This window comes from Paenibacillus sp. FSL E2-0177 (assembly GCF_037992975.1).
Classification (GTDB): domain Bacteria; phylum Bacillota; class Bacilli; order Paenibacillales; family Paenibacillaceae; genus Paenibacillus_AQ; species Paenibacillus_AQ odorifer.
In genome coordinates this window covers 2349902-2374065 of record NZ_CP150307.1, presented here as the reverse complement: position 1 = coordinate 2374065, position 24164 = coordinate 2349902, and the positions used below count along the sequence as shown (strand labels likewise).

General features: G+C 43.2%; 18 protein-coding genes and 1 pseudogene. 8 read left to right on the top strand and 11 right to left on the bottom strand.

What is annotated here, in order from left to right:
- Positions 1-27: 27 nt before the first annotated feature.
- Positions 28-3630, bottom strand: coding sequence for a M14 family metallopeptidase (locus MHI25_RS10445; RefSeq protein WP_340395370.1), 3603 nt, complete (start codon positions 3628-3630; stop codon positions 28-30).
- 239 nt (positions 3631-3869) lie between these two features.
- Entirely contained in the window at positions 3870-5618 is a 1749-nt protein-coding gene (locus MHI25_RS10440; protein ID WP_081383157.1) for an alpha-glucosidase, read from the bottom strand.
- Between the two features lie 274 nt (positions 5619-5892).
- Here MHI25_RS10440 and MHI25_RS10435 point away from each other — a divergent pair, with 274 nt between their 5' ends.
- A complete protein-coding gene (locus tag MHI25_RS10435; protein WP_340395369.1) occupies positions 5893-6888 on the top strand; it encodes a LacI family DNA-binding transcriptional regulator in 996 nt (331 codons plus the stop codon).
- Positions 6889-6936: 48 nt separating this feature from the next.
- Here the strand turns inward: MHI25_RS10435 and MHI25_RS10430 are convergent, their stop codons facing one another.
- Both MHI25_RS10430 and clpP read right to left on the bottom strand, forming a co-directional pair.
- Positions 6937-7143 carry a hypothetical protein gene (locus tag MHI25_RS10430; RefSeq protein ID WP_076125006.1) on the bottom strand — a complete coding sequence of 69 codons (207 nt, stop codon included), beginning with the start codon at positions 7141-7143 and terminating at the stop codon, positions 6937-6939.
- Between the two features lie 21 nt (positions 7144-7164).
- Positions 7165-7746, bottom strand: a complete 582-nt coding sequence (gene clpP / locus MHI25_RS10425) for an ATP-dependent Clp endopeptidase proteolytic subunit ClpP (RefSeq protein ID WP_036679301.1) — start codon at positions 7744-7746, stop codon at positions 7165-7167.
- A gap of 243 nt (positions 7747-7989) precedes the next feature.
- Here clpP and MHI25_RS10420 point away from each other — a divergent pair.
- The 3 genes and pseudogenes from MHI25_RS10420 to MHI25_RS10410 all read left to right on the top strand — a co-directional run.
- Positions 7990-8091, top strand: a pseudogene (locus MHI25_RS10420) (sigma factor); the annotation flags it as partial.
- Entirely contained in the window at positions 8089-9018 is a 930-nt protein-coding gene (locus MHI25_RS10415) for an RNA polymerase sigma factor (protein ID WP_340395673.1), read from the top strand. The pseudogene MHI25_RS10420 and the gene MHI25_RS10415, both read left to right, overlap by 3 nt.
- 472 nt (positions 9019-9490) lie before the next feature.
- Positions 9491-10378, top strand: a complete 888-nt coding sequence (locus MHI25_RS10410; protein WP_340395368.1) for an NAD-dependent epimerase/dehydratase family protein — start codon at positions 9491-9493, stop codon at positions 10376-10378.
- 501 nt (positions 10379-10879) lie between these two features.
- Here the strand turns inward: MHI25_RS10410 and MHI25_RS10405 are convergent.
- Positions 10880-12688 (bottom strand): methyl-accepting chemotaxis protein, encoded by a 1809-nt coding sequence (locus tag MHI25_RS10405; protein ID WP_179086276.1) that lies wholly within the window; start codon positions 12686-12688, stop codon positions 10880-10882.
- A 327-nt stretch (positions 12689-13015) separates the two neighbouring features.
- Here MHI25_RS10405 and MHI25_RS10400 point away from each other — a divergent pair, with 327 nt between their 5' ends.
- The gene (locus MHI25_RS10400) at positions 13016-13975 is read left to right on the top strand and encodes a MerR family transcriptional regulator (RefSeq protein ID WP_340395367.1); all 960 of its coding nucleotides are present in this window, start codon (positions 13016-13018) and stop codon (positions 13973-13975) included.
- 114 nt (positions 13976-14089) lie between these two features.
- Here the strand turns inward: MHI25_RS10400 and MHI25_RS10395 are convergent, their stop codons facing one another.
- Entirely contained in the window at positions 14090-14551 is a 462-nt protein-coding gene (locus MHI25_RS10395) for a DUF2798 domain-containing protein (protein WP_076191248.1), read from the bottom strand.
- Between the two features lie 135 nt (positions 14552-14686).
- On the opposite strand from MHI25_RS10395, the gene MHI25_RS10390 reads away from it, so the two are divergent.
- Positions 14687-15103 (top strand): helix-turn-helix domain-containing protein, encoded by a 417-nt coding sequence (locus MHI25_RS10390; RefSeq protein WP_038569750.1) that lies wholly within the window; start codon positions 14687-14689, stop codon positions 15101-15103.
- A gap of 77 nt (positions 15104-15180) precedes the next feature.
- On the opposite strand, the gene MHI25_RS10385 is transcribed toward MHI25_RS10390, so the two are convergent.
- From MHI25_RS10385 to MHI25_RS10365, 5 genes are all read right to left on the bottom strand, one after another.
- Entirely contained in the window at positions 15181-17118 is a 1938-nt protein-coding gene (locus tag MHI25_RS10385) for an FAD-dependent oxidoreductase (RefSeq protein ID WP_076191245.1), read from the bottom strand.
- A 200-nt stretch (positions 17119-17318) separates the two neighbouring features.
- A complete protein-coding gene (locus tag MHI25_RS10380) occupies positions 17319-18128 on the bottom strand; it encodes a MerR family transcriptional regulator (RefSeq protein WP_076124994.1) in 810 nt (269 codons plus the stop codon).
- A 110-nt stretch (positions 18129-18238) separates the two neighbouring features.
- Complete coding sequence (locus tag MHI25_RS10375) at positions 18239-19282, bottom strand: YeiH family protein (RefSeq protein ID WP_076184311.1); 1044 nt, start codon at positions 19280-19282, stop codon at positions 18239-18241.
- Between the two features lie 218 nt (positions 19283-19500).
- Positions 19501-21480, bottom strand: coding sequence for an ATP-dependent DNA helicase (locus MHI25_RS10370; protein WP_076184363.1), 1980 nt, complete (start codon positions 21478-21480; stop codon positions 19501-19503).
- Positions 21481-21579: 99 nt separating this feature from the next.
- On the bottom strand, positions 21580-22431 hold the full coding sequence (locus tag MHI25_RS10365) for an SDR family NAD(P)-dependent oxidoreductase (RefSeq protein WP_076124990.1): 852 nt from the start codon (positions 22429-22431) through the stop codon (positions 21580-21582).
- Positions 22432-22607: 176 nt separating this feature from the next.
- On the opposite strand from MHI25_RS10365, the gene MHI25_RS10360 reads away from it, so the two are divergent.
- Both MHI25_RS10360 and MHI25_RS10355 read left to right on the top strand, forming a co-directional pair.
- Complete coding sequence (locus tag MHI25_RS10360; protein ID WP_076124989.1) at positions 22608-23072, top strand: MerR family transcriptional regulator; 465 nt, start codon at positions 22608-22610, stop codon at positions 23070-23072.
- An 18-nt stretch (positions 23073-23090) separates the two neighbouring features.
- The gene (locus tag MHI25_RS10355) at positions 23091-24089 is read left to right on the top strand and encodes an NADP-dependent oxidoreductase (RefSeq protein ID WP_076124987.1); all 999 of its coding nucleotides are present in this window, start codon (positions 23091-23093) and stop codon (positions 24087-24089) included.
- Positions 24090-24164 lie beyond the last annotated feature (75 nt).

The window sequence follows — 24164 nt, the reverse complement described above, 5'->3', positions numbered from 1 at the left end:
TTTGTTTTTTTTATAAGAATCTAAAACTTAATTAAGCTTCAACATCCTATCGATAATCACTGCTGCTTGAGCACGGTTGGCAATGTTTTTAGGACCGAAGGTATCCGCAGTCAGACCTTGCACAATACCTTCCTGAGTTAGTAATGCCACCGCTTCTTTACCGTAAGCAGCGATTGTTGCCTGATCTTTAAAGTTAGCCAAAGCGGCATTTGTATCACTTACCGACTTGCCTTTAAATTTCTCAAGTGCATTGGATACAATGATTGCCATTTCCTCGCGTGTAATCGCACGGTTAGGATCAAACTTTCCATTGCCTACACCGTTAATCAATCCGTTCTTGACCCCGGATGCAATGTATCCGTAAGACCAGTCAGAAGCTTTCACGTCACTGAAGGCAGCGGATGATTTCACATCAAGCAGATCAAAAGCTCGCACGATCATGGTAATAAACTCGGCACGCGTCACCTCTTTAAGCGGAGCAAAGGTATTATCGCTCACCCCTTGCAGAATCCCTTTTGCCGCCAGCTCTTTAATCGCCGATGCTGCCCACGCCACCTTACCTAGATCCGTGAAGTTAGAACCTATTGGGGCTGGTGTCGCAGACGGCTGCACAGTTGGAGTTGGAGCTGGCGTTGGTGTTGCAGACGGCTGCACGGTCGGTGCAGGTGTTGATGTTACAGATGGCTGCCACGGTGTCGAAGGTATTGTTGGCTCTTGTTCATTCACCCCGTTATCCATACCATCCTCTTCAGTCGCCGCTGGAGCGGCAGCATAGATTGAATTGGCAAGCAATCTGAATTGATTTTGCGGATGATATTTATTCATCAGATCATTCGCAAATAACGTCACATGAATGTTGTCTGTATTGTAAGTAAGCGCCAATACTTGGTCTTGTGCAGCCTCGTTATTCGGCCACCAGCCTGCTTTGAAAAAGTCAGCGCCTGATCCGTATTTCGCCAAGATCTCTGCGCCTTCAGGCACTTTTGTAATATAAGCCGCGGAAACCGTGTAGAGGTATTCGCTATCGGCATAAGGCGCTGTAATTACATTGTCCTGAGAGACCTCAACCTTAAACAATCCCTCATGAGCATCTTCTTTGCCATCCTTATTGACCGGAGTTGAATAGTCCAGTCCAGGGAGGACCTTAAGCCCTTTAACAGTTTTCAGCATCGTTCTTCCATAACCGATAAATGGTTTACCTGTAGCAATCAGATTCGTTCCCGAATTGATTAGAACATCTGCTGCCACTGTATCCGTAGTTACGTTAAATCCAAGATCCTTCAGCATAAATGCAGTCGCTCCTGCAATAGCTACCTTAGGAGCCTTAAGCAATTTACCCGTTCTGTTCTCTGAAGCACTAAACGGCACAATATCCAGCAGATATTTAGACGATACCGTTCTAAGGTTGGATCTGGAAACAAGGAAACTTCCCTTCTCGTAACCCGTCCCCCCATTCTCCAGCAGTGTCACTGCCTTATGGTTGGCTAGCAGCTCATTCACAGCTTTTATCGCATCATTGTTGCTGTTTTTAATCACATAATTTTGCTCGAACGGAGATTGATCCAGATTCGTACTAGGGATCGTTACACTGCTAACCTGTTCTGTTTTCCCAGTGAATGCTCCAACAGAACGGCTAATATATCGGTCAAAACCACGCATAGCCGAGAAATTCTGTACCGTATCTGAATACATCTCATTAAAATCCGAGACATCTAGTCCATCATACAAGACAAGATTCGCATAACCTCTTTTGGCTTGATGCATATTCACCACATAGGTTCCAGCCGGATAGACTACAGAATCTACAGTTACACTGGCTGTTGTCCGTTCTACTTTCACATTGTTACGCAGTAGGTACTGAACCATTTTGTAGGTTTCCAGATCATTTTTTTGCAAATCTTTTGCAACCGGAAGAATGTAATACTCAGGGAAGAAATTCGTATTCTCATCTACCCCTGGACGTCCAATGGACTCATTCTGTGCATTGATTAGATAATCTTTAACAGCAGCATTAGTATTCTCATTTTGGATACCCCGTTTGAAGATTTCCAATTGATTCAGGAACAGTTCCTGCTTGTTGTTGATCACATAATCGGTTGCCCCCAAAGCCGCATAATAAAAGGCATCCAGTGAATCTTCATTCAATTCAGGCACTTCAATCGTATGCCCAAGTGCTCCTTGATGCATGGCATATACAGCTGTGTAGGCCGGTGAAGCATCATCCCAACCTGTTGCATTCGTTCCTTTATAGTTCGGATCCTGCTGTGTTTTTTCGTATTCTTCATAAGGGATATGGTAGGAATCATATTTAGTATTAGCAATTCCCGCCTTCCCCATGGCATTTGCTTGCTCAAGCATACTTGGCATTACAAGATCATATTCAATGTTAGGATCATGAGGTGGTGTGCAAGGCTCAATCAAGAAGCCACTTACAAATCCATGCATGTCCAAAAAGGTAAGCGGCGTCCACTTAGCAATTTGTGCAGTTACCGCTTGTGTCTCAGGCTGGGTCTGGTAAGAGTTGTCCCGATTTGGATCAAGCAGTGTTGAAGTTTGACGCGTGTTTAACGCGCGACCGTCAGGATTCTCTACATAATCAAGCAGGAAAATCACATGGTCAAGCGCTTCGTCGATGTTCAGAACTACCTTTTTCGGATTTCCATTCTCATCAGTGGTATCATAGGTGACAATTTGCTGTGTCATCAGCGTATCCAAAAACTTAATGATTACATCGACACCATTGGCTTCATCGGCATGAATGTTGTTCAACCAGATAGGTACCTTATAATCCTGCAGATCCCCGTCGTTAATTTTCTTTTGCAGGGCTTCAGGATCATTCATCATAAGCGGTAAGGTCTCGTTCAAATATTGATCTACTGAAGACTTATCCTTAGCAACAATAGAGAAATGAATGGCACGACCTTGAGTTGAGGTCCCAATTTGCTGATACTCTACATATCGATCATATTTATTATTGCTTTCAGCAGTAATCCTATCGATCGCCGGTTTAATCTCATCATATGTATGATAGGTTTCATATGGATTTAGTTTGACTTGCTGCTCTACCAGCACATCTCCAGCAGGTAATGTCCCGATTAGATTATAAATTCCCACTCGTTTAACGTACTCTGCACGTATACCCGTTAGTGAGAGATTCTCTCCGTACAGCAAATCAAAATGAATTAAAGCTTTTACTTTTGAACCTGAGATCGGCTCATAGGTCACTGTTACGAAAGGATTACCTGAATAATCTTTCGCATCTTTATTCCATTTCTTCCACTCTGCCAGCGGCTTCATCTCTTCCGCCGTTCTGCCAAAATTCCAGATGATATCTTGAGGCGATGCCCCATCAGGAAGATCTAAAGTCAATTCTAATGTTCTAGCTTCCGTCATAGAAGCTTTGTATACTTCTGTGGAAACTGTCGCCGCTATTTGTTCATAGACAGCAGTCGCTACCGTAGTTTGTTCTGAAGAAAGCACCGCTGGATCAGCTGTGTTCTCCGTAGAAACCGGAGCAACAACCGCCTGCGGGTTAATTTCGGTTGCAACTTCACCTGCATATGCAGCTGGAAGCAGACCCGACATCATAAGTGTAAAAGCTAGTAATAAAGATAGTATTCTCTTGGACATTTTTTACCTCCTATAATTTTGTCTACTTTCACCCCGAATTGAATGAATATACACTTATATGAATCTGTATTCATAACATAATATAGTATTCTATTAATTTTGGGAACAAAAATAATAGAAAAAATAATATTTTTATACGACTCGCCTAAGTAAGCGCATTCATTTTGTGCAAGAGCCCTACACTACCGCAACAAAAAAAGCGCCCGGATAACCGGACGCTTTGAATTACAATGAATATATTAAACGGTTTCTGGAAAAGAAGCTTCACTTACCTCTTGTACAGGTACAAGTTCACTGCTACCCTCTTGCTCTACAGGTGCGTTAACCAGCATATACACACGGGACTCGTAAGGCCGTAATGCGACAGTCTCAATCGGCTCCGCAGGATCAACCTCATAGTTATGCAAGAGCAATTCACTAGTATCAAACTCCAAATCAAATGGAAGGTCAAACAGTGCTTCCTCTGCTGTCAGGTTAGACATGACCAGCAGTTTTTTATTTCCAAGCGTCCGCGTATAAGCATAAATACGTTCATCTTCAGGCAAAATGAGATCATATGTCCCGTAAACAGTAACGGGATTAGCAGCCCGAAGAGCGATAAGCTTTTTGTAATGATGATAGATGGAATAAGGGTCCTGCTTCGCCCGCTCCACATTGATTTCCGTATAATTCGGATTCACCTTCATCCATGGCTTGCCGCTGCTGAAACCAGCGTTTTCAGAGTCGCTCCATTGCATTGGTGTTCTAGAGTTGTCCCGACCGTTCTTCCAGATTACCTCCATGACTTCTTCATGTGATTTACCGGCTTCAGTCTCCAAACGATACAAGTTCTTCATCGCCACATCATCGTAATCATCCATTGATTCAAATCTTACATTGGTCATCCCAATTTCTTGACCTTGATAAATAAATGGTGTTCCCTGCATCAGGAAATACATCGTAGCCAACGATTTAGCTGACTCTTTCCAATACTGGCCATCATTTCCCCAAGTAGAAACTGAACGCGGCTGGTCGTGATTTTCGATGAACAATGCGTTCCAGCCTCTGCCCTCAAGACCTTTTTGCCAACGGGAGAGCGCTGATTTTAACTGCAGAACATCCAATCCACCTGTCACACTCTTATTCCAAAGAGCTAAATGCTCGAATTGAAAAATCATATTAAATTTGCCTTGCTCTTCACCCACCCACGACTCCGCCTGATCAACATTTACACCACTCGCTTCGCCAACTGTCATGATGTCATATCGGTCAAACGTCTCCTGCTTGAGCTCCTGCAAGAAATCGTGAATCCCTTCACGGTTCATGTGCCCATCGCCAGACGGAACATACGGAAGATTCTGTGGATTCGGCAGATCGGGATGTCCGGTGATTTTTTTAATATGTGAAATGGCATCCACCCGGAAGCCGTCGATTCCTTTGTCCAGCCACCAGTTGACCATGCTATACAATTCACGGCGCACCTCAGGATTCTCCCAGTTGAGGTCTGGCTGTCTTTTGGAAAATACATGCATAAAATATTGCTCTGTGGCGGGATCAAGCTCCCAAATCGAACCGCTGAAAATACTCTCCCAGTTATTCGGCTCCTTCCCGTCCTTGGGATCACTCCAAATATAATAATCCCGCTTCGGATTATCCTTGCTTGAACGTGCTTCAACAAACCATGGATGTTCGTCCGAAGTATGATTAATCACTAGATCCAGAATCAGCTTCATGCCTCGTGCATGAACCTCGTGCAGCAGCTGATCAAAGTCGGCCATGCTGCCGAACTCCGCCATAATATCCTGATAATCCGAAATATCATAACCATTATCATCATTTGGGGATTTATAAATAGGACAGATCCAAATGACATTGATGCCAAGCTCCTGCAAATAATCAAGTTTAGAAATGACTCCCTGCAGATCGCCTACACCATCACCATTGCTGTCCATAAAGCTCCGTGGGTAAATTTGATACGCTGTGGCTTCTTTCCACCATGTTCTGTTCAATGCATGCAGCTCCTTCGTATTCATATACCCTTCACAGGAAAATATTTTCCCGAAATTCATTAGAATTAATAATTCAGTTATTGTTTTTAGCAAAAATTCAACTTTATCGTGCAAAACAAGCTTTTTTCAAGGAAATAATTTTCCTTCAGCGATCATTATAGGACCTTTTATTTCCTAGGTCAACAACAATCTTTTGGATTCTTGAAGCTATCCGTGATATGCTTGCGAGAGTTGAAACACCAAGTGAATCATATGGAAAGTTATGGTGATCTTCTTGAAGGTAAAGATAAAAGATATAGCCCAATTGGCAAACGTTTCGATCTCTACGGTGTCCAGGGTAATCAATAACAGCAAACCAGTTAACGATGATGTCCGTAAACGAGTACTGGAAGCTATTAAACAAACCAACTACCGTTCGAATGTCATCGGCCTTGAAACGGACAAAGCTAATACACAGCTGATCGGTGTGATCATTCCGCAGAATAGCAACACTGTACTGGATGACTTCAATGTTGGCATTCGCGATCTCGCGGATTTGTATGGATACGACATTATGGTCGGATTAACGGACGGCAGTGCAGAAAGTGAACAACATTATTTGAAGATGTTCCAGCGGATGGGGACAGAAGGAAATATATTTGTGGGTTCTATTCCAAACCATGAACATTTGGAGATCATCCGCAACTCAAATACACCTTGCGTGCTTGTCGGGCAACAATCGCAGGTGGATACGATTCCTTCCGTTCATCTGGACAATATAACTGCCTCTTATGAAGCTGTTACTTATCTGATTCAAAAAGGTCATCGCAAAATCGCTATGATTCGTGGCTCGGGAGATAATGCAGTGGGCGGGGATCGGTATAAAGGCTATCTACAAGCCCTTATGGATGCAGGCATAACCTTAAGGAAAGAATGGGTAGTAGAAAGTGCGATGGCCGTCGAAGATGGGAGCGACGCCATGCGCCGACTTATGGATAGCGGGGAGTTACCTACTGCGGTGTTTTGCTCTACAGATTGGATGGCAGTTGGAGCCATGAATCATTTAATCGATAACGGTCTACGGGTGCCAGCTGATGTTGCCGTGTTCGGATTTGATAACAGCTTCATTGCCTCTATCGTTCGACCTAAGCTTTCCTCGGTTGAATACTCAGGAACGGAGATTGGGATGACCGCCACTCGAACCTTAATCAAGCTGATTAAAGGGGAGACCGTTGTGCCGCATCATGCAAATGTGGCTCATTATTTGGCTATTCGGGAAAGTACGGGTTAGGAGCTGAGGAGCTCCTAGCCCATTTTTATACAGATGATGTTATTGATGTTATTGTGTGAATCCTACTTTGGCTCGTTCACGCGTTTTGGTATCTAGAGAGATAGAACAGATCGAGCTGATTGGAATATAAAACTCTTCAAAATCCGTCCGATATTTGACGAACTTTTCACTTACCGTTTCCAGCACTCCTTTTGTAGCGTTGGAGCCATCCACAAAATAGATTGTTACCTCTTTTCCCTGCAAAACCTCCAGCATAGCCTTCTTCACTCCTTCGTCTTAGAGATTTGTGATGACCTTATCGATAATTCCGTATTCAACCGCCTCATCGGCTGACATGAAATAATCTCGATCCATATCTTGCAGTACCTTCTCTACCGTCTGCCCAGTTCGGTCCGCTGTAATTTGCACAAGCACTTCCCTTGCCTTCAAAATACGTTTGGCACTGATCGCAATGTCACTAGCTTGCCCCTGCGCCCCACCATGCGGCTGATGAATCATAATCTCGCTATTCGGCAAGGCATAACGTTTCCCTTTGGCCCCAGCCAATAACAACAAAGAACCAAAAGAAGCCGCCATTCCTGTACAAATGGTATTCACCGGCGGTTTAATAAGCTGCATCGTGTCATAAATACTGAAGCCTGCGGTGATAGAGCCACCTGGACAATTAATATACATGTGTATATCTTTATCCGGATCTTCTGCTGATAAAAACAATAACTGGGCAACAATACTGTTAGCCAGCTGATCCTCAATTTCCGCACCTACGAACACTATCCGGTCCTTCAACAGCCGCGAATAAATATCGTAAGATCTTTCACCTTGATTCGTTTGTTCGACTACATAAGGAACGTACGCCATCCGTATTCGACCTCCATGTGTTTTAGAGTTTTGAAATCTACCCTGTAAACGGATTAGTATGGGGATAGGATACTTTAGGCGTGAGAATTTTTATTTTTTAAAATTGCGTATCTTAATTTCCTGCTCATTCGTTTATTATTAGAAGTAATCGAAATCACCTTACTGGAAAAGGAGTTATGCAGAGTGATCATCCTTGAGAAGCTTAGCACCGGAGATGCGCCGGATGAAAGTAACACCAGGTCTTTGCAGATAGCTCTGAAGCGATATTGTCTTGCATTGACACAATCCCCGTGGGATGCCGATGATTTAGCTCAGGATACATGGGTCAAGGCTCTAGGTTATATGAAGACTTCGAACCCAACGAGCGCAAATAATGGGAACAGTCCAATGAATGAAGTTAAACAAAATAAAGAAACCATTGAAAATGATAAAGCTAATGAAGCTAATAGAGCTAATCAAAAACTTGAAACTAATCAAACTAATCAAACTAATCAAATGAACTATATGGTTTCTACGGCTGCAACGTCTGCTAATACTGCAACGTCTGCTAATACTGCAACGTCTGCTAAGGCTGTAACGCGATCTAAGACTGCAACGTCTGCAAAGGCTGTAACGCCATCTAAGACTGCACCGTCTACAAAATCTGCAATGCATTCTACGATTCCTGCAAATTCTACTCATCATACAAGTTCTACAAATCACCCAAATCCTGAGGCATTGCTTTTTCGGATTGCCCGAAACACATGGATTGATATCATGCGGCGAAAAGCCACCTTGTCACGAGTGTTGGAGCTGGATCAGTCCCCCACTGAGGCCTCTGCGGAGTATGGTTCATTTGAGATTGAAGCTGCTTTTCAAGCACTACAGGAGCATTTGTCTCCGCTGCAGCAGGCGGTGTTCCTGCTTCGAGATGTATTGGGACACTCTGCAATGGAAGCTGCCGACATTCTCGATACCACAGAAGGGGCAATAAAAGCCGCTCTGCACCGAGCCCGGCAAGCCCTCCCTCTCGTAAGACAAGAGCTTCTTCAGGCCGATGGTCCTTCCTTACCACAGGACACAGCCATGCAGATCGTCTTGAGCCGCCTTGCAGCCGCGTATGAACATGGGGAAATTGCCGAGCTGATCGAGCTTGTATTTGCGGACGAAAGTCAGGAACCTGTAATGGCGGTATCAAGCCAAAGCTTGCAAGGCTTCCAGACCTTCCAAACTGGTGGAATCAGTTCAAACAGCTGGAACTATACCACGCCAGGAATGTGTATGGTGGCGTAGTTTTTCGTTAAGCTGGATTTCGGGCAGCTAAGTGTCTCATTACGTTAAAAACGAACAGATATGATTGTGATTAGTGCGCTTAATGTGTAATTAACATTTGGGCGGTTTGTGGTAACTAGCTACAAACGTTGCATATTGTGCAACAGAATCCGCCGTCCTGGCCGCAAAAATTGAATCTGCTGCACTCTCTGCAATAGATTCTGGTGAAAAGTTAGTTTAATGTCACTTGCTCATCCATTGATTGTATAGAGTGCAACAGGATCAAATTTTCTCCACTCTAATACGAATTCTATTGCACGAGGTACAATCAAACTAACTCTTTCCCTTTAGTCCAATTTGTATCACTCAAAACTCAATACATTGCTGCTGATCTGGCTGATCCCGCTGCTTATCTACAATGAGTCAGAAGCTTTATATAAACCAATAAACAGTCGTTTTAATAACCATTAATAGCAATCAAGGAGTGAGGTTGATGAGGAAGATTCTTATTTTAGGCGGCACACGCTTTTTTGGAAAACGTTTGGTCGAGCGTCTGCTTGAGGATTCTAAGAACGAAGTCACCATATTAACGCGCGGGGAAACAAGCGATCCTTTTGGCAATCTCGTTCACCGGATACAGGTAGATCGGTCTCAACCGGAGGCCTTCGCTCAAGCATTAGGTGATACGAGTTGGGATGTGGTTTACGATAATATTTGTTTTTCACCTGATGAAGCGGATCAGGCGCGCCGTATTTTTGACGGCAAAACCACGCGTTACATACTGACTTCAAGTTTATCTGTCTATGATTTCAGTGAGCAAGCGCTGACAGAAGAGATATTCGATCCTGAAACGTACCCAATTCGTTATGGAGGACGAAAGGATTTCACCTATCAGGAGGGGAAAAGACTGGCGGAAGCCGTCCTTATCCAACAAGCTAACTTCCCTGTAGCTGCTGTCCGCTTTCCGATTGTTCTGGGAACTGACGATTATACACGAAGACTCCATTTTCATATAGAACATGTACGTAACGAACTGCCCATCGGGATTCCGAATCCAGATGCAAATATCTGTTTTATCCGCTCGGACGAAGCCGCTGATTTTCTGTATTGGCTCGGCAACTCGACGTTGACGGGTCCTCTCAACGCTTGCTCAGACGGTACCGTTAGTATTAAAGACCTTATCTCGCTTATTGAAAAAGAGACCAGAAAACAAGCCGTCATTCTAAGCGAAACAGCGGATGCGCATAATTCTCCATTCGGGATCACACAATCCTGGTTTATGGATACAGCTAAAGCTCAATCGGAGGGATACAAGTTTCTCACTCTAAGCGACTGGCTCCCAGAGTTAGTTAGCACCCTAAATCAAACGTACGAGGACTAATTACTAACTATGTTACTACGATAAAAAGCTGGCTTTTCGTGGACACTCCCACGAATGAGCCAGCTTCTTCATGTAACCAAACACAATTATACGTTGAGTTAATTGCACTCTATACAACTATTTTCAGGTATGTGCACTCCCATCTGGTTTTAGTTGTATTTCATGCAATTATATCCCCACCAAACCACCGTTATCGTCATTTCGCCTCTAAATAACTGCACTAAATACAACTAAACCCTAATCAAGCTAAATACAAACTTTTTTAGTTGTATAAAATACACTTAAAATCAAAACGGCAGGTAGAACCTCACTAAGCGCTAAACTTTAGCCTCTCATCTCTAAACTCTACTCACTACTCCCTACTCACTACTCTCTACTCCCTACTCCCTACTCCCTACTCCCTACTCCCTACTCCCTACTCCCTACTCCCTACTCCCTACTCCCTACTCTTTTCTCTACTCTCTACTCCACCTTACGCTACTAATGCTAATTCCCGCTGAGCTAAGCAGAGATTGTCAGATAAGACCCCTCTTTAGAACCGTCTGCATTTGGTGTACCACCATCATTTGGAGTACCGCCATCATCTGGAGGATCACCAGCACCTAATGTATCATCTCCTAATGCGTCTCCTAATGCGTCTCCTAATGTGTCCCCAGCTTCTGGATTGCCAGCATGCTTTGTATCCCTACCACCTTCATCGCTGACCCCATCGTCCCCATCCGAATTAATCTTAAAAATGTTGATTTCTTTGAATAAATTCTGCGAAATTTCGTTAATCTCAATGGCTTGACGGGCTATATCACGGATAGCATGATCCTGCTGTACGCTGGAGGCGTTCACCTCTTGCACCCCGGCCGCAGTTTCCTCGGCGATGGCCGCGACGGCATGCACAGACTCTGCGAGTCTACGGTTCATAGTCTGAGTCATATCCACTTTGTCGTGAATTTGCCCAATCTGTTTACTAATCTCCACAATAGATTGATCAATCGCTTCAAAAGAGGACAACGTTTCGGCCACTTTATGATCCTGTTCCTCAAGATTTCCTTTGGTCACCAGCATATATTGCTGGAATTCATCCATCCCGGATTGCAGCTCGCTAATAATCTGACTGATATGTACGGAGGACTCTTTGGTCTGCACAGATAATTGTCTTACTTCATCAGCGATGACAGCGAACCCTTTTCCGTAGGCACCTGCCCGGGCTGCTTCAATTGCTGCGTTAAGTGAGAGGATATTGGTCTGATTAGAAATATCTGTTATGGATTTAGTGATGCGCGAGATGTCCTTTGATTGATCACTCAGTTTGGTTAAAGCCAGATATACTTTATTAACAGATTCTCGCGAATGCTCAGACACCTCCCGGAGGGCGATGACGGATTCAGATCCTTTACGAGTATTGTGATTAGCCGTTTGACTGGTAGCCAGCATAACCTCGGTATACTCCGTGATCTCATTCACTTCACGTTCCAGCTCCTGTATCAGGCCAGCGCTCTGCTCAGATTGTCCTGCCTGCTGTTCTGCGCCTACCGAGATTTCCTGTATAGTGCTTACGATATCTTGATTCGTATGCGCCGTTATAGATGAAGATTCTTGAAAAGAATGCGAATAAGTTGCCAGCGAAGAGGCTACTGACTGGGTATGCTGAAGCATTTCCCGGACCCGCTCCACCATATGATCAAAATGATGACTCAAACTGCCCAACTCATCGTTGTAAGGTGAATTAATCTGCTGACGCAAATCTCCTTCGGCAATTTTTCGCAGAGCCACTTGCAGTTTATGAATAGGATTGAGGAAGGAACGTATGAGCATAACCGCAATCACTAATGTGAAAATAAACACTAGCACAGCTGCGTAAGCAACTATAGAGGTGGTCAGATTAAGCAGATCAAAAGAATAATCCTGTGCTTTTTCTGCATTCTCTGCTGCTGCCGTATACAATTGTTCATTAGTCACTAGCATGACTTCACTCAACGCTGTAGCTTTCGTATGTAATTCATCGATTTGTTCCAGCACACTCATGGGATCAAGCTGCTCGTCTTCTATGGTCTTTACCAATTCGTCAAAATATCCCGTATATTCCCCAATCTGACTATGTAATTGTTCTAACTCTTTAAATGCCGGCGAATCTGCCGCAAAATTCACCGTCGCCAACTCTTTAGTCAGCTTTGTTTGCTTGTCCTTAAAAGGTTGGACGAATTCCAAATCACTCGAACCCGCTAACGAAGATTCTACCGCATTCATTTCCTGCAGCAGTTGCATAATTATAGACACGGTAATTCGTTTTTCCATCTCAGCTTTTTGCGTTTCCATAGAAATCTCCACTTGGCTGATTTTATGGTTTTGATAAAACGCTACTCCCAAAAAGAAAAGAACAACGGCGGAAAAACTCAAAATCAACTTCCATTTCATAGTTAGATGCATAGACCTAGCTTTCAACAATATCATCCTCCGTATAAAGCTTCATATTGCAATAGGTACATTCTACCAATATCTTGATTGTAGAAGCTGGACGTTAAATACTGGACAATGTTTTGTATGAGAAATGTAAATTATGTCGAATACCCAATCATTAATTCTCCTTGCAATTGACGTAACGTTAAATGCTAAAATAATCCACATAAGGCGCCTTATCAAACTATGAAATGGGAGTTGTCTATGAGCGGATTTGTTACCATTGATAAGCTTTCTGCGCAATTCGGACTGACGAGTCGGACTCTGCGTCACTGGGAAGCACAAGGATTGTTTGAAAGTAAGCGGGACAGCAGCTCTGGCTGGCGGATTTATGATGAGAAAGCAATACTCGCCATTCGGGTTACCTCATTATTAAGAAAGCTGGATATTAGCATCAAGGATATTGGAACCGTGCTTAAAAATATGTCCGTTCAGTCCATGTACGAAGCGCTCAGCCAGCAAGCGGCTTCTATTCACAATCAAAAAACAGAACTAACAAATAGAGAAGGTGAAATCCATCTCTTTTTACAGTGGATATCCGCCCATCTCGAGGAACCCATTACAAATCAATTATTATCTGAACTAAACGAAAAGTCATGCAGTCCATCGGATGGTATGACTAAAACTGAGGAGGTTATATCTATGCCAACTATTAATCACTCTACCCCTATTCATGTAAGATTCATTACTCTCCCAGCTATGAGATTTGCCTACAATGTTGCGGTTAGTACCTCTCCAGAAGATGAAGCTATGATTCCAGTTAATGATTGGCTGGACGCTAGTCAACTATTAGGCACAGCACGGCTGTTTGGCGGCAATACGAACCCGCATCCAAGTGGTGAGAATAAACCTTACGGATATGGATTCTGTGCCTCAATTCCGGAAAATGTGAAGATACCAGCTCATCTAAAGGAAATGCGGCTCGACGGCGGCCTCTATGCTTTGACAGAAAGCACTGATGATATCTACGGCTCATGGCAAGCCCTAATGGGGTATCTGGATACTCATCCTGATTATCAAGCGGATCACAATTCCAGATTATGTCTGGAGGAGCATATCCGTAACGATAGTCCCAAAGGTAGCGGAAATGAGTATGCCCTAAATCTACTCGAACCTGTAAAAAAGAGAGTTCACGCGCTTGCGTAAACGAGCGAGCCATAGATAAACGTCTCTAATCTTTAAAAAAACAAAACGCTCACTTCTGCTTATTCGGGCAGACGGAGAGCGTTTTGTTGTACATTGCTTCTATTGATTTATTCCCTACGCAGACACAGCTGGAGTAATTTTCACAAAAATAAATCGTGTAAGCGGCCCAACTAAAATGATTTGCAGTGGAAGTGCAAAAATAAAATTTTTACCTATGGCAGACAGATAAGCTCTTGGTAGTTCAGCAGAAAATCCAACATGGAGAACTGCGCCATAGAAGGACATGAACAATACCATTCCGGTCACCATAAAAAAGGATATGAACATGATTTTTTTGATCATCGGATCATTTTCTTTAACCAGCTTATGCGCGATCCCCTTCGCAACCTTGCCTACAACAAACACATCTAGAATGAGTGCAACTATAAATGCAGGCAAGTAGCCGACAATCACATCCTTAACTATCGTGCCTGACCAACCCTCCATTAGTGCTACATTGTAAATACTCATCCCCAGCACCATCAAAAAACACATGATGAACGTAAATAAAAATGCCTCTTTTTTGTTTCTTCCCATCTTCAAGCTCCTTTTATCTCTATATTGTCAACTTGGATTACAATAACACAAATCCTCAAATCAAGTCAACCAAGTTGACAATAATCGCAAATGACTTATACTGGGATAAACGAGCCATCATTTAGGAGTGTTCTAATGAATAAGCAGCTGCAAAAAATGAACCTGATTGATTTACTCAGTGAGAAGCATCTAGCTTTACGTAAAATAGTGACAGACAAAGACCCGGATCAAATCAATAAGACCGAATCCCACATTCTTGCAGTTCTTGAGGCCCGAGAAATGTTATCGATCTCAGAAATCAGTAGAATAATTCATATTTCAAGACAGGGCACGCATAAAAGCATTCAAGGCATGTTATCCCGTGGTTATGTTGAAGCCGTTGAAGTCGAAGGAAATCAGCGTGACAAAAATATTGTCCTCACTCCAAAGGGTATAGAATGCAATAACAGAATGATGATCACCAAAATTGAATTAGAGCAGCAGATCGCTGCCAAGCTGGGAGTAACAAATGTAGAGCTTCTTAAATCTTTGCTAAAAGAAGATTGGCTCTAATCTCCAGCAAAAAAAAGCCGCAGAGTTGTCTACTCTGCGGCTTTAAAAAGATTGAATTATTTTCCGGGAAATTGTCGTTAATTAGCTTTCAAAGCACTGTTTGCCGCGCTCTCTCCACCTAGACGACCTGAGGTAAAGGAATAACCAATTCCGACCCCATTGCCCACATAGGTATCATTGAATAATACGCCTTCCGATTCAAGCCCTACAGCAAACAATCCTTTTACTGGTGTACGTTTATCATTTAGCACTTGGAACTTAGTGTTTACCAGCAAGCCACCTACAGAACCCAAGTTGTTGATTTCAGCGACGATGGCATAATACGGTCCTTCTTCGCCCATTGGCTCTAAATAATCAGCAGCTTTACCAAATTCAGTATCCACACCAGTTTTTGTAGCTTCTTTATAACTATTGTAATTTTCTACAAACACATCTACATCCATACCTGCATTTGTTGCTAATTCTTCGATTGTATTTCCTTTGTAGCCATCTCCGTTTTCTACCATAGAATCAAACACCTTTTCTGCATTTACCCATGGATTCTCTAACGTGAATTGATCTGCAAATTCGGCATAAAATTCTGGTGGCATTCCTGGCAGGCTTGGTGCGTTAACACCTTTCATCCCCTTGGACTGAAGAGCAGCCAATTGAGATTTTGATACGATAACCATATGGTAAGCACCATTAAATGCACTCGTATTAGCTGCTGCGACCGATGTTAATGTAGCTGCTTCATCTCTGAAACGTGCTCCGGAAGAACCGACATTCATGAAGTTAGGCAGATACGTCAACATCAGCGGATAACTTGCTTCAAAAGGCTCATATTGTGCTTTTAGTCCTTGTGTTGCTCTGGCTAATGTTTGGTGCAGCATTTGTCCACCGAAGTTATCAGGAACCTTGGCTCCTGCTTCCCAAGCCATTTTCAGACCTTCCCCAACATTCTGACCTAGTCCTCCGTTAACCCCTTCAAAACCAAAAGCTTCTTTAACCATTTCCGAATTTGCGGCATAACCGCCTGTTGCCATTACGACACTTTTTGCTGTGATTTCAAGAGTAGTCCCGTCCGATTTCTCAGCCACAATACCTGTAACTTCTCCTGCTTCATTGGTAATCAGCTTTTTGGCAGTGGTTTCGGTGATCACTTGTCCACCCTTTTGTTCAACCGATTCAGCCAACATTTTCCGAAGGGTCTCTTCCCGGGTTTCATAAGCTGGCAGCACATGCAGCTGCTCTCCGAAGAAGTTTAGGAAGCTGGTTTTATACCCTTTTTCTGCTAACCAATCATAAGTTTCGCCGGATTTCGTTACGTATTGTCTAATCGCTGCAGCGTCAACTCTCCAGTGATTGTTGACAATCCAATCGGCAATTTCTTTTTCCACATTTACTTTAAGATTATTGTCAGTAGCTGCGGAAGAATTATAGAACTTACCGGCCCAGGATAGATTACTTGCTCCCCCGATAACTCCTGTTTTTTCGATAATAATAACCTTGGCACCTTTATCAGCAGCGGTTACCGCTGCGGACACACCAGATGCACCGGCGCCTACTACCACTACGTCTGATTCAAGCTTTTCCGTTTTACCTTCACCTGCTTTTTGCACGCCACCGGCTTTAAGGACTTCCAGATTTCCTCCACCTTTGGTTACGGCATCTTCAACTGCCGCGAGCATTGCTTCACTGGAAAGACTCGCACCACTAACAGCATCTACTGCCAAGGTTTGTCCTTCCAGAATTTGATCTTTTATTTTTTCAAGTGCATTATCGCCTAGACCACCCGTTTCTGACTGGCTTACGATCTTAATATCTTTAATTTTATCTGGCTCATCCATAGTGACTTCTACTTTAATCACGCCCTCTTTGCCTTCCGCTTCCCCTGCGAATGTACCGGCTTTAAAAGATGATGATGACGAATTTGCCGACTCCCCATTTCCTTTGCATCCGCTCAGCATGGAAACGATCAGCACCATACAAAAAGTTAACATGAGCATTTTCTTGGTGAAATTTCTGTTGCGCATTCTCTTCTCCCCCAGTATCTAATATCTTATAGCTCGCCAAGAACGTGATATTTTTCACATTCATATCTATACATATCTACCGAACGTTGCCAAGCTATATACCGAAGTATAAACATTGGTGCAGCACCAAGGTCAATGTCCAATTCTTGTCCAAAAAGAAAAAACACCCGCTCTTAGAGCAGGTGTTTATAAAAATAAACTTATACAATTGGAATATTCACTTCCAAATATGAGCGGTTATTGCCTTCTATTTTTTCAGTAAGCATTAATTTACCCACCACATCACCCGCTATGGTATAACCATTTGCTTCGATGTAATCTATCATAAACTGCAAAGATTTCTTCGTGATATAATGTCCATCCGTAGATAACATGATAGCAGAGATACAGGTACTCGGGCTAATGTACTCTACATATTCATCGATATCCATTGCAAATTTCTGCACTTCCTCCTCGGGTAAGGTAAGCCCCCAGCTATAGTCAAAGTTATTATCACCGGATAACACCCCCGCGTCCTCAATCTTAAAAGAATAAAACGCATAAGGAAGCCTATCCATCCAAGTGTTGACGAGGCTTTTTACGATATCATTTTTTAATAATGCATTTTTATCCGTTTGCTTAAGCCTGTACATGCCTGGCAGTTGTTTAAGTTTACATATATATAATGAGGACTCTATTTCCTTAAGCTCTTTATGAATTTCATTCATCTTGTTTAGCAGCATCGTCTTTTGCTTAATCTCTTCTTCTAAACTCTGCTGAGACTGCTGCATCAATCCCATAACTTGCTCAATAGAGGAATCCTTCATCAGAAGTGCCACTTCGGGCAATGGAATTTCCATACTGCGATACCATCTGCTCATTAACAGATCCCTTGCATCTAAATCATTAAAATATCTATAATTATTGCTGTTATCTTTTGTAGGCCTAACAATATCATGTTTCTCGTATAATCTCAGCGTATCCGCAGTTACCCCGAGAATGGAAGCAAATTCACCTATGCAATACTTCACTTGAAGTCCCTCCATTCATTTCATGCATATCCTACCACACTAAATGATAAAGAGAAGGATGCTGTTTGGATATGAAGTAACTCATTTCATACTCAGGGTGTACATGCTAACTACGCTAGCGCAAGTAAGTGAACTAACATAAATCCAACTAAAGATAACATGACCGAACCTATAAGTCCCGCTGCAAAAGACTTCATTCCAAGCCGTCTAAATGCCGCCAAATCAACGTTTAATCCAAGCCCTGCCATCGCCATAGCGATTAACATATAAGCAATCGTAACGATCCCATTGGCTACTGATGCGGAGACGATTCCTAACGAATTCACACCACTGACAACTAGAAATCCTAGAATAAACCAAGGGATTGGAATGCTTTTCCACGAAGCTTTTGCCGCTCCACCTTGCACTTTTCTTTCTTCACGATTGGACCAAATCCCAATTAAAATAGCCACCGGCACAAGTAAAGCCACCCGGGTTAATTTAACGATGACCGCCATATCAACGGCAGCATTTCCACCAGCATCCGCAGCCGCGATAACGTGAGCAATTTCATGTAAAGTCGCTCCTGAGAATACCCCATAACCTAAATCTGATAAGCCGAGAAAAGGATATAAAAATGTGTACAGCAGTGTAAATATTGTGCCTAATATAGCTACTATAGCTGCACCAATAGCAGTTTCGTCATCTTTGGCTTTTATCTGTGGAGCGATGGCAACCACCGCTGCCGCACCGCAAATCGCAGTTCCGCAGGCAGTTAAGATACTGAGGCGCTTATCTACTTTGAACAGTCGAGCCAGTCCGTATACAACGGAGATCGCAAATATAATGACGATGACTGCCAAAAGAAATACCCGGGGTCCTGCCGCAACGATATCCTTTAGATTAAGCCGCATACCGAGCAAGATAATCCCAAGACGAAGCAGTTTTTTACTGGAAAAATCGGTGCCATGTGTGATGCTATTTGGCACTCCTATCGTAGCTCGCCAAATAATCCCGATTAAGATGGCAATGACCAATTGCCCCATAATAGATAGGAATGGAAAACCCGCTAAAAATTTCGCCAATAATGCGATAACTAAGGTTAGCCCTATCCCTAATGCAAACCCAACCTTTTTGTTGTGATCTGGTTGATACAAACCTTCTGATTGACCCATGTCGTATACACTCCTTGATGAATCTCTAGATGATGCTGTATAAATACATCCCATGACTCAACAATAATACGACACCGCCCGGAAGTTAAATACCAATATCCTATCCGTAAGATTAGGAATACTTATGCTTAATTTTAGACAAAAAAGCTCCTTCGAGTGAAACATAAATGCCGTAGCATCTGCCTCACCAAAGGAGCAATTATAATCGTTAGTGATATTTAAGCTTCCAGCTTCTGTAGTCGAGTCCCTTTTGGAAGTACAGAAGTTATATATTCGTGTACCGGATGTTGCCCTTCCTCTTCCGCAAGTACAGTTACAATTCCTTGATCTGTACCGGTTCGAATCAGCCGCCCCATCCCTTGTTTGAGTCTTAACAGCATGTAAGGCAAATCCACATCTTCAAAGGGAGTGGAGGTTTCCGCCCGTTTTGCCATAAACACTGGATCAAGCGGAGGATACGGCAGCGACCATATGATCACATTAGATAATGAAGGTCCAGGAATGTCCAGCCCTTCCCATAAGGTGACCGCACATAACACGCTATGCTCATCCCGTTGGAACGCCGAAATTAAATAGCTGATTTCTTGATCCCCTTCATATAAAAATGAATATGAACTGCTTTCCGGTCTTAACGAGTTAAGCTGCTTGAACTGCAGAAGCTCTTCACGAGTACGGAACAGTAGCAGTGCTCTACCTTCAGTCCGCTGAATAAGCTTCAGGGAAATTTCCATTTTCTCAGCAAAATCCCCACTCTGAAGCTCTGGCACATAGACATTCATCTGGTGCTCATAGTCATAAGGTGAGTCTACAGAGAAGGATAAAAAATCTTGTATCCCAAGACTGTCCTTCAAGTATTGGAATGATTTATCCACAGACAATGTAGCCGATGAGAATACGATTGGCATTTTTTGCGTGAACAGGCTGTCTTGAAGTACCTCTTTGACATTTCGTGGCATGACCGACAGCGTTAGACCATCACTTTCTTCTGTCGCCCAGCAGATTAGAGCTCCCGAATCCTCAAACAATCGCAAAGCGATCTCTATGGTCTCCAAACGTTCCTCCACAATTCGCAGTTGGTATTCATCAATCGTGTAGAGTCCGCTCTCGAATACTAATTCTTCTTCGATAGCAGCAATTACACTCCGCATCCGGTGTACCTCACGAATCAATGAAGCATTCAGCGCAATGCTTTTCCGATCTGATCCCGGTATGTTTCGGCATTGACGGCGAATCGCTTTGAACATTTGCTCACTTTGCATGATCGCTTCATCAATCAGAACCGCCAGCGTTTCACGGATTTCATTCTGTAGCAGGCGAGAAATCAATTCTTCAAAGACGACATGCTTCATCTTATAGCCAAGCGCCTTCATGGCCGCTGATTCTAATAAATGTCCTTCATCGAATACAACCGCACAGTGATCCGGAAGCAAAGGGATTTGCCCTTCCCGCTTACGCGCTTCATAGGTCCAAATATGCTCCATGTAATAATCGTGGGAACAAATGATCAGATCACTTGATTTCCGGTAATGATCACGGGACAAGGTCTGCCCGCAGCGGTGACGCATATCGCAAGTAAAGCAGTCCTGAAACGTATCCCAGTTAATCTTGTTCCATTGTTCGTCATTCAGATCAGGGTAATCTCTGCGGTCTCCATAAGCATGGAATTGCTGCATCGGTGCATGTGAATGTACAAAATCAGGTAATGTACTGTACAAGCTCTCCAGTGGTAAGCTTTCATCATCATGGTTCCGAGCCTGATCCAGCTTTTTCAGACACATATATTTATCCGGAGATTTCGCTAGTCTGGCATCAATATTCATGTTCAGATGCTTCGCAAGCTTGGCGATATCGCCTTCCGGTTTCACAAGCTGCTCAATCAAGGACTCGTCCGCACATGCAATAATCGCAGGTTTGCCCATATAACGCGCATAACAAATGCTATACAACAAATACACTAATGTCTTGCCTGTTCCGACCCCTGCTTCAGCAAAAATCGTCTTTTTCTCGGCAAAAGCCCGCTCTACCTGAAAGGCCATATATATCTGTTCATCACGTACTTCAAATCCAGCCTCAGGAAGAATTTCATAGAATACATCTCCGACCCATTCCCCTACTTGCTCCATAAAAGGTTTGGTCCGATCATATTCAAAAGGATACTGTTTCGCCAACAAGCCTACCTCCAATATTTGATCAGGCATCTCTACCATGCCATGAAAAATAGAATCAACGGAAAAACTCTATTATCTCATACGTTTGGAGGAATTACAAAAAATAATTAGAGACAACTAAAGATCTGATTAATAACGAAGATACTCATTTTCGTAAATATCACTAATCCTTTCCAAAACATTCCGGGCTTGATCCTTAAATTTCAAATCCGCAACCTGGCCTTTCCAAAGAAACACCCCCGTCTCCCCACGGTGTTCTCCCAGAGCACCCTCATACAATTGGTCGGCGCCGTGGGTAGGCGGAGAGAAAAACAGCTTCATCAACGGTTTAACTATTAGAGGCAGTCCAGAATTTTTTCCTTTTCGCAGCGTGTTATTGCTACCCGGATCAACACTGCGAATCATGATGCCCTCGTTAGCAAGCTGCGGCGCAGCGGCCTGTGTCCATAACGATAATGCCAGCTTTGAGGTGGCGTAAGGACCAAGCAGCTTGCGGAAGGTGGTGGGACGCTCCAGGATTTCAATCGTAAACTCTTTCGTAAACTTAAGCGCTGAGGATGAGGTGTTGATCACCGTTTTTAAGCGTCCTTTTTGTAGGATATCCTTCAATTCCATTAAAATAATATACGGCACAACGGTCATCAACTCATAGTGCTTTTCGCGCCCCTGTGTCGAATAGCTCAGTTCAGGGAAGCTCCCGCCGGCATTGTTGAACAAAATATCGATCCGCTGCTCCTTGCCTTTGATCTCTTCCAGTGTCCCTCTCAAGCTGGCAAAATCCGCGAGATCGGTTGTTTTATAAATACGAAGCCAGCCGTTTTTGATGGATTTTTGGATGTTCACATCATCGGCTGGAAAACCGGAACGGTTCAAAGCAACCACCTGCCAATCCTCCGCTAGCAATTTTCGAGTTAATTCCAATCCAATCCCGGCGTTAGCGCCTGTAATCAATGCGATATTTTCACGTTGCTGTGTACTCATTGTAAATCTCCTCCTGAATTCGGGATATCTTCTTCTTATAACGCACATTTTATTAATTGGAGTCGACTCCAAGTCAAGGCGTAATAAAAAGATTTTGTCCCAGAGATAAGGTCTTGACTTGGAGTCAGCTCCAAGTTGTATAATGCACACACAAAGCAATCTCCTGGAGGTACAGTATGAAGGCAGAGCAAACGTTTACGATAAAAGAAACCGCCGTGCAAACCGGAATATCCGAGGATACGATCCGCTATTACGAAAAGATCGCGCTGCTTCCCCGGGCGGACCGGAAGGACAACGGGCATCGCGTTTACCGGCAGGAAGATATAGATACAATCCTGCTGCTATCCTGCCTCAAAAAAACAGGCATGCCCTTGCAGGAAATGCAGCCATTTTTGGCGGTCTCCGCTGACGCTGATCCCGCAGATTATCCTGAACTGGTGGAGCATTTAAGGAACCATCGAGAAAACATCGTCAGCCAAATCTCGTCGCTGCAGCAGGTTGTCGATTTTATTGATATGAAGCTGGAACAAGGGAAATATCGCCGAGACTGCTCAGATAAAAGCGAGGACAAATCGAAATCAAAAAACATCTCCCCTGTTGAGATGAGTTATTTTTCTGGATCAGCAAAAATGAATAATTAATGGATTGGAGTTTTTAGGATGAAAGCAATGATCATAAAAAAATACGGGAATTCTCCTCTTCAACTAGCCGACATCCCAACACCCGCAGTGGGTGATTACGATGTATTGGCAGAGATCCACGCAGCAAGTATTAATCCTATCGATTTCAAAGTGCGGGATGGCAAAGTACGTACGCTGTTGAAATACAACATGCCCCTAGTTTTAGGAAATGATTTTTCAGGGATTGTCATCCAAGTAGGAAAGAATGTTAAAAAATTCAAGATAGGTGATGAGATTTACGGACGGCCCAGAAAAGATAGAATCGGAACCTTCGCAGAATATATCTCCGTACATGAAGAGGATATAGCGCTCAAACCTCACAATCTTTCCTTTGAGGAAGCTGCATCCATCCCATTAGTCGGGCTTACTTCTTATCAAGCATTACATGATATATTACAGCTAACGGCAGGACAAAAGGTATTGATTCAAGCGGGAGCGGGCGGTGTTGGCACCTTTGCTATCCAACTTGCCAAAGCGATGGGGATATACGTGGCTACTACTACAAGCGATGCTGGAGCAGAATTGGTCAAGTCACTTGGAGCCGATCAAATTATCAATTATAAAACCGAAGCATTTGATAAGATTTTACAAAATTATGATGGAGTATTCGATACCATTGGCGGTGAAACATTAGAAAAAGCTTTTAAAACAGTCAAACAAGGAGGACAAATTGTATCGGTTTCAGGGTTGCCTAATGCACGCTTCGGAAAAGAGTATGGAGCTGGGTTCATAAAAACTAATATTTTTCGCTTGATTACCCGGAAGCTGAGCAAATTAGAGGCAAAACACAAGGTCAAATACAGCTTTCTGTTCATGAAACCAAGTGGCAGTCAATTAGAAATCATTTCAGAGCTTATTGAATCCGGACAAATAAAACCTGTTATTGATCAAGTGTTTCCTTTTGTAGAGGCGCAGAAAGCGATGGAGTATTCCGAATCGGGCAGAGCTAAAGGAAAGATCATATTAAAAATAAAGTGATACAACATTTAAATAAAACGGCAGTCTAAGACTTTATGCTTCTGTCTAGACTACCGTTTTTTACTTGTGTACTCG

Coding starts and splice junctions, on each gene's coding strand:
- MHI25_RS10445 (WP_340395370.1), bottom strand. CDS start 3,630: ATGTCCAAGAGAATACTATCTTTATTACTAGCTTTTACACTTATGATG.
- MHI25_RS10430 (WP_076125006.1), bottom strand. CDS start 7,143: ATGCTGGAGGTTTTGCAGGGAAAAGAGGTAACAATCTATTTTGTGGAT.
- clpP (WP_036679301.1), bottom strand. CDS start 7,746: ATGGCGTACGTTCCTTATGTAGTCGAACAAACGAATCAAGGTGAAAGA.
- MHI25_RS10415 (WP_340395673.1), top strand. CDS start 8,089: ATGAAGACTTCGAACCCAACGAGCGCAAATAATGGGAACAGTCCAATG.
- MHI25_RS10410 (WP_340395368.1), top strand. CDS start 9,491: ATGAGGAAGATTCTTATTTTAGGCGGCACACGCTTTTTTGGAAAACGT.
- MHI25_RS10405 (WP_179086276.1), bottom strand. CDS start 12,688: ATGGAAACGCAAAAAGCTGAGATGGAAAAACGAATTACCGTGTCTATA.
- MHI25_RS10400 (WP_340395367.1), top strand. CDS start 13,016: ATGAAATGGGAGTTGTCTATGAGCGGATTTGTTACCATTGATAAGCTT.
- MHI25_RS10395 (WP_076191248.1), bottom strand. CDS start 14,551: ATGGGAAGAAACAAAAAAGAGGCATTTTTATTTACGTTCATCATGTGT.
- MHI25_RS10390 (WP_038569750.1), top strand. CDS start 14,687: ATGAATAAGCAGCTGCAAAAAATGAACCTGATTGATTTACTCAGTGAG.
- MHI25_RS10385 (WP_076191245.1), bottom strand. CDS start 17,118: ATGCGCAACAGAAATTTCACCAAGAAAATGCTCATGTTAACTTTTTGT.
- MHI25_RS10375 (WP_076184311.1), bottom strand. CDS start 19,282: ATGGGTCAATCAGAAGGTTTGTATCAACCAGATCACAACAAAAAGGTT.
- MHI25_RS10370 (WP_076184363.1), bottom strand. CDS start 21,480: ATGCCTGATCAAATATTGGAGGTAGGCTTGTTGGCGAAACAGTATCCT.
- MHI25_RS10365 (WP_076124990.1), bottom strand. CDS start 22,431: ATGAGTACACAGCAACGTGAAAATATCGCATTGATTACAGGCGCTAAC.
- MHI25_RS10360 (WP_076124989.1), top strand. CDS start 22,608: ATGAAGGCAGAGCAAACGTTTACGATAAAAGAAACCGCCGTGCAAACC.
- MHI25_RS10355 (WP_076124987.1), top strand. CDS start 23,091: ATGAAAGCAATGATCATAAAAAAATACGGGAATTCTCCTCTTCAACTA.